Annotated in this window: 1 protein-coding gene and 1 pseudogene; one reads left to right on the forward strand and one right to left on the reverse strand. The window is 60.1% G+C overall.

The annotated features are described in order from the left end of the window. Positions 1–104: 104 nt before the first annotated feature. A complete protein-coding gene (locus tag IRZ24_RS18040; protein ID WP_297167364.1) occupies positions 105–1,793 on the reverse strand; it encodes a DUF4129 domain-containing protein in 1,689 nt (562 codons plus the stop codon). A 394-nt stretch (positions 1,794–2,187) separates the two neighbouring features. Between IRZ24_RS18040 and IRZ24_RS18045 the strand changes: the two are divergent. Continuing rightward, positions 2,188–3,628 (forward strand): annotated as a pseudogene (locus IRZ24_RS18045) (hypothetical protein); the annotation flags it as partial.

A 3,628-nucleotide genomic window follows, 5' to 3' on the forward strand; every position in this document is an offset into this window, starting at 1 on the left:
GACAGAGGCTCTTTGACGCAGATCACATCTGCCCACCCAACTCTCTTCGTCACCTTACTCCCTCCGCCCGGCCTGGTCATCAGCTAGCAGGTTCGTCCCCAGGATCAGGGCCGTCGCCAATGCTTCTGCAGCTCTTGCCAGGCTGCACGCAGCCGACTTAACTGGGTCGCATCAGGCTCATGGCCCCCGTAGCGGGCAGCCAGATAGGCCCCTGTGAGCGGCCCCAGACGTGGATCAGCTAGAGGCGTTGCGCGCTCCAGACGCCACCGATATTCAAGCGCGGTTTCACTCTTCCGACGCGGATAGCCCTGCTGCCGGGCCTCGTCCAACAAGGCCCGATAGATGGCCCGCATGCTCAGCAGGCTACTGCCTCTCTGCTGTTGCCGTGCAGCCGTCATTGTGCGACGTGCCAGCCTCGTGGCTCCCTGGTACCAGCGCTGGGGAAGGCCTCCCAGTCTGCTCATCAGCGTCCTGAGCAATTGCTGTAGCTGCTGCCAGAAGAGGGCGCCGGACCATAGGCTCTCGTGGCTCTCCTCAAACTCTTGTCGTCTATAGAGCCGTACGCGCCGCTGACGTAGGGCTTTGCTGACTAGGCGAAGACCGCCCAGAGCAATCAGCAGGATCGCCAGTAGCATGAGGATGCGGCTAATCAGGAGCAGGTCCGGCGGCAGGCTGGCGCTCTCACCCGCTCCTTTGAGAGCGGGCTGTCCTGGCCCCCGCGGCGGATGGATGACCAGCCCTCTGCTCTGGAAATGCCATGCCTGGAGCAGCCAGACTAGCGGCGTGAGCAACCAGACAATGATCTGGGCTAGGCCACGCACCAGCCAATCATATGGAATAGAGAGCAGTGCCAGTGCACGACGCAGCGTCTCGAAAAGACTGGCTCCTGCCAGGATGGCCACGGCCAGACCAAGGAGTCCGATGACCAGCCCCAGCCCAAGGAAGAGGAGCAGAATAGTGCGTTCCTGCTCTGTGATGCTTCCTTCCAGACCTAAAGGATGCAGACGGCGCTCAGCACTGGCCTGTGCCAACGTTTGTGCTAACAGTGCACAATAGATAAAGAGCAGGATGAGTAGAAAGAAAATCTGGGTACTCACGCTGATCAAAGTCTGACCAGTCTTGCCTTCGGCACCAAGGAGCACGAGTATTGCTAACAAGAACAGCAGGCCGTTCACGCTGACAGTTCGGCGCACTGTTGCTGGCATTGGCTCTTGACGTGCCCACCTGGCACCTCGCCAGCTCAGCAGTATCACACAGCAGAGAATGGCGGCCGAGCGATAGGCGGCAGGCCGCAGGGCAAGGAGATCGCTGCCCAGCGCCAGCAGCCAGGTGGGCTGATATAGGGGGGAGGCAGCGGCATAGCTGTTGAGCCAGCAAAGATAGAGGGTGCTGGCAACCAGCAAGCCCACAATGAGACCCCTGCCTGGCAGAGGAGAGCCGGGACGGTCAAATTCATCCAGCGGCGGTGCGCTGCGTACCTGACGCAGTTCGAAGAGGCGAGTGAGCCAGAGCATCGCCGCGCCAAGCGGGAAGAGTGCCCAGAGCGGCGCCAGTGGCCTGGTGCTCTCAAAGAGATGCCTTTCAGCAAATAGCTGGAGCCAGGCCGCCAATGCACTGACCTCCAGAGTGAGGCAGAGATAGGCCACGAGGCGCTCGCCGCTTGTTCGTATGTCGGGTAGATAGGTAGTACTCTGAGAGAGACGCGCGCGGCGACGCCGTTCCGTGAGCGCAATGCGCGCTAATAGATCATCCGGCAGCCTGCCCTGTCGGCTTACGGGGTCCTCCTGACTCACGCCTTCCTCCCGCAAGACGCTTCTTCGCGCGCCATCTTGATCCAGCGTCTGAATTGTGGCAGCAAGCCACTAGCCCAGCCTCGCCGGGCCGGCTAGCTTCTACGCTCCGCCAGCGCAAGAACGAGCCTGGTCAGAGAAAGCGAGCGCTATTCTTGCAGTCTTGCTTGCCTCTTGATTCTATCGCCACCAGGAACAAGCTGCAAGGTATCCCAGATCGCTCTCTTCTATCTCCTGCTCGCTCCGTTCCGCTGCCTTGATCCCCAATCATGCCCTCAAGCTAAATGCGACGGCGTTTTATAATTCAGAGCAGCATGCCACTATCTCTGTAGTAAGTCTGTGCCGAGCCGATCCAGACTGCTTGAGTAAGTCAGGTGCGGAGGAAGAGAGCATAGCCATGCCATCGCAGTTCATGCCCGCAGCATCGGAGCCAGTCGCTGCCCCGATGCGCGTCTACCGGCGTCAGCCAGTGATCGTACGCCAATGTAACCGTCTGGCAAAGCAGCTTGCCAGACTGGCCATCACGCGTCTGCGCCCTCTCTGCGAGCAGGCTCTACAAACGGGCGCCCTCCATTCGCCCGCTGATGTAATAGGGCCAGACCTGCCACTGGCGGAATGGGCCGATTTCTATACGCAGGGTCTCTGCAGCCTGGCCCTTGCAGCCGCCCTGGTGGACGCCGAGACACCCTCTGAGAGAGAAGCACAGTGCCCAAGGAGCAGGCTAAAGCCGATTGACCTCTTAGGCTGGCTGCCGCCGATCCTCCAAGCATCGTTTAAACAGGTGCTCCTGGCTACAGCACTGACCGAGGCCATCGCTGAGCTGCAAGCACTCAGCGCGGCATTCCCTTGCCTGTCAGCAGGAGAGCAGCCAGCGACGCAGGCCACCACACTGCTCTCGCGGGTGCTGCAGCAAGAGCCGCTCATCTACTGCTATGAGCAGTTTCTGCGTCACTATCGCCCTGACTTGCGTCAGGTCGGAAGCATCTACGCCACGCCAGCGCCGGTGGTTTCCTATATGGTGCGCAGTGTCGATCTGCTGCTGAAGCAGGCTTTTGCCTTGCGTCAGGGCCTGAGCGAGCTGGGACGCTTCGAAGTGGTTGATCCGGCGACTGGCAGCGGGGCCTTTTTGAGTGGACTGATGGAGTTTCTGTATAGTCAGTTTCTTCAACAAGCGGCGCTGGACCGCTGGCAGCGCTTCGTGACTGAGCAGCTCCTGCCCCATCTGCGCGGCTGCGAACTTCTGCCTGCACCCTGGCTGGTTGCCCATCTTAGCCTTGGCTTGAAACTGGCTGCCTGCGGCTACGACCTGCGTCTGCAATCAGATCATCTGAGCCTTGCTCTCGGCGATGGCCTGTTCTGGCTGGCCCGGGAACCAGCGCGTACGGGTCTGCCCGTGCTCATCGGCAATCCTCCCTATGGGAACTTTGGACGCCCCACACGCTACCCCTGGCTACGCCTCCTCCTGCAGGATTACAAGCGCGATCTGGGTGAACGCAAGCTGAATCTCGATGATGATTTCATCAAGTTTATTCGCTGCGGTCAATGGTATATCGAACAGGCAGGTCGCGGCCTTCTAGCCTTTATCACTAGCCACACCTATCTTGACGGCCTGACTCATCGCCGCATGCGCGAGAGTCTGCTCGCCAGCTTTGATGAAATCTATCTGCTTGATCTGCACGGCAACAGCCAGCGGGCAACTTCTCGCGAGCTGACAGGACCTGATGAAAATGTCTTTCCCATTCGCCAGGGGGTAGCAATCGGCCTTTTTGTCAGGCGTCGTGCTGGGAGCCAAGGCCCAGGACCAGTCGTCAGACGAGCCACTGTGCACTATGCAGCAC

Origin of the sequence: Thermogemmatispora sp., from assembly GCF_019683755.1 — a bacterium.
In the GTDB taxonomy this organism is placed as follows: Bacteria; Chloroflexota; Ktedonobacteria; order Ktedonobacterales; family Ktedonobacteraceae; genus Thermogemmatispora.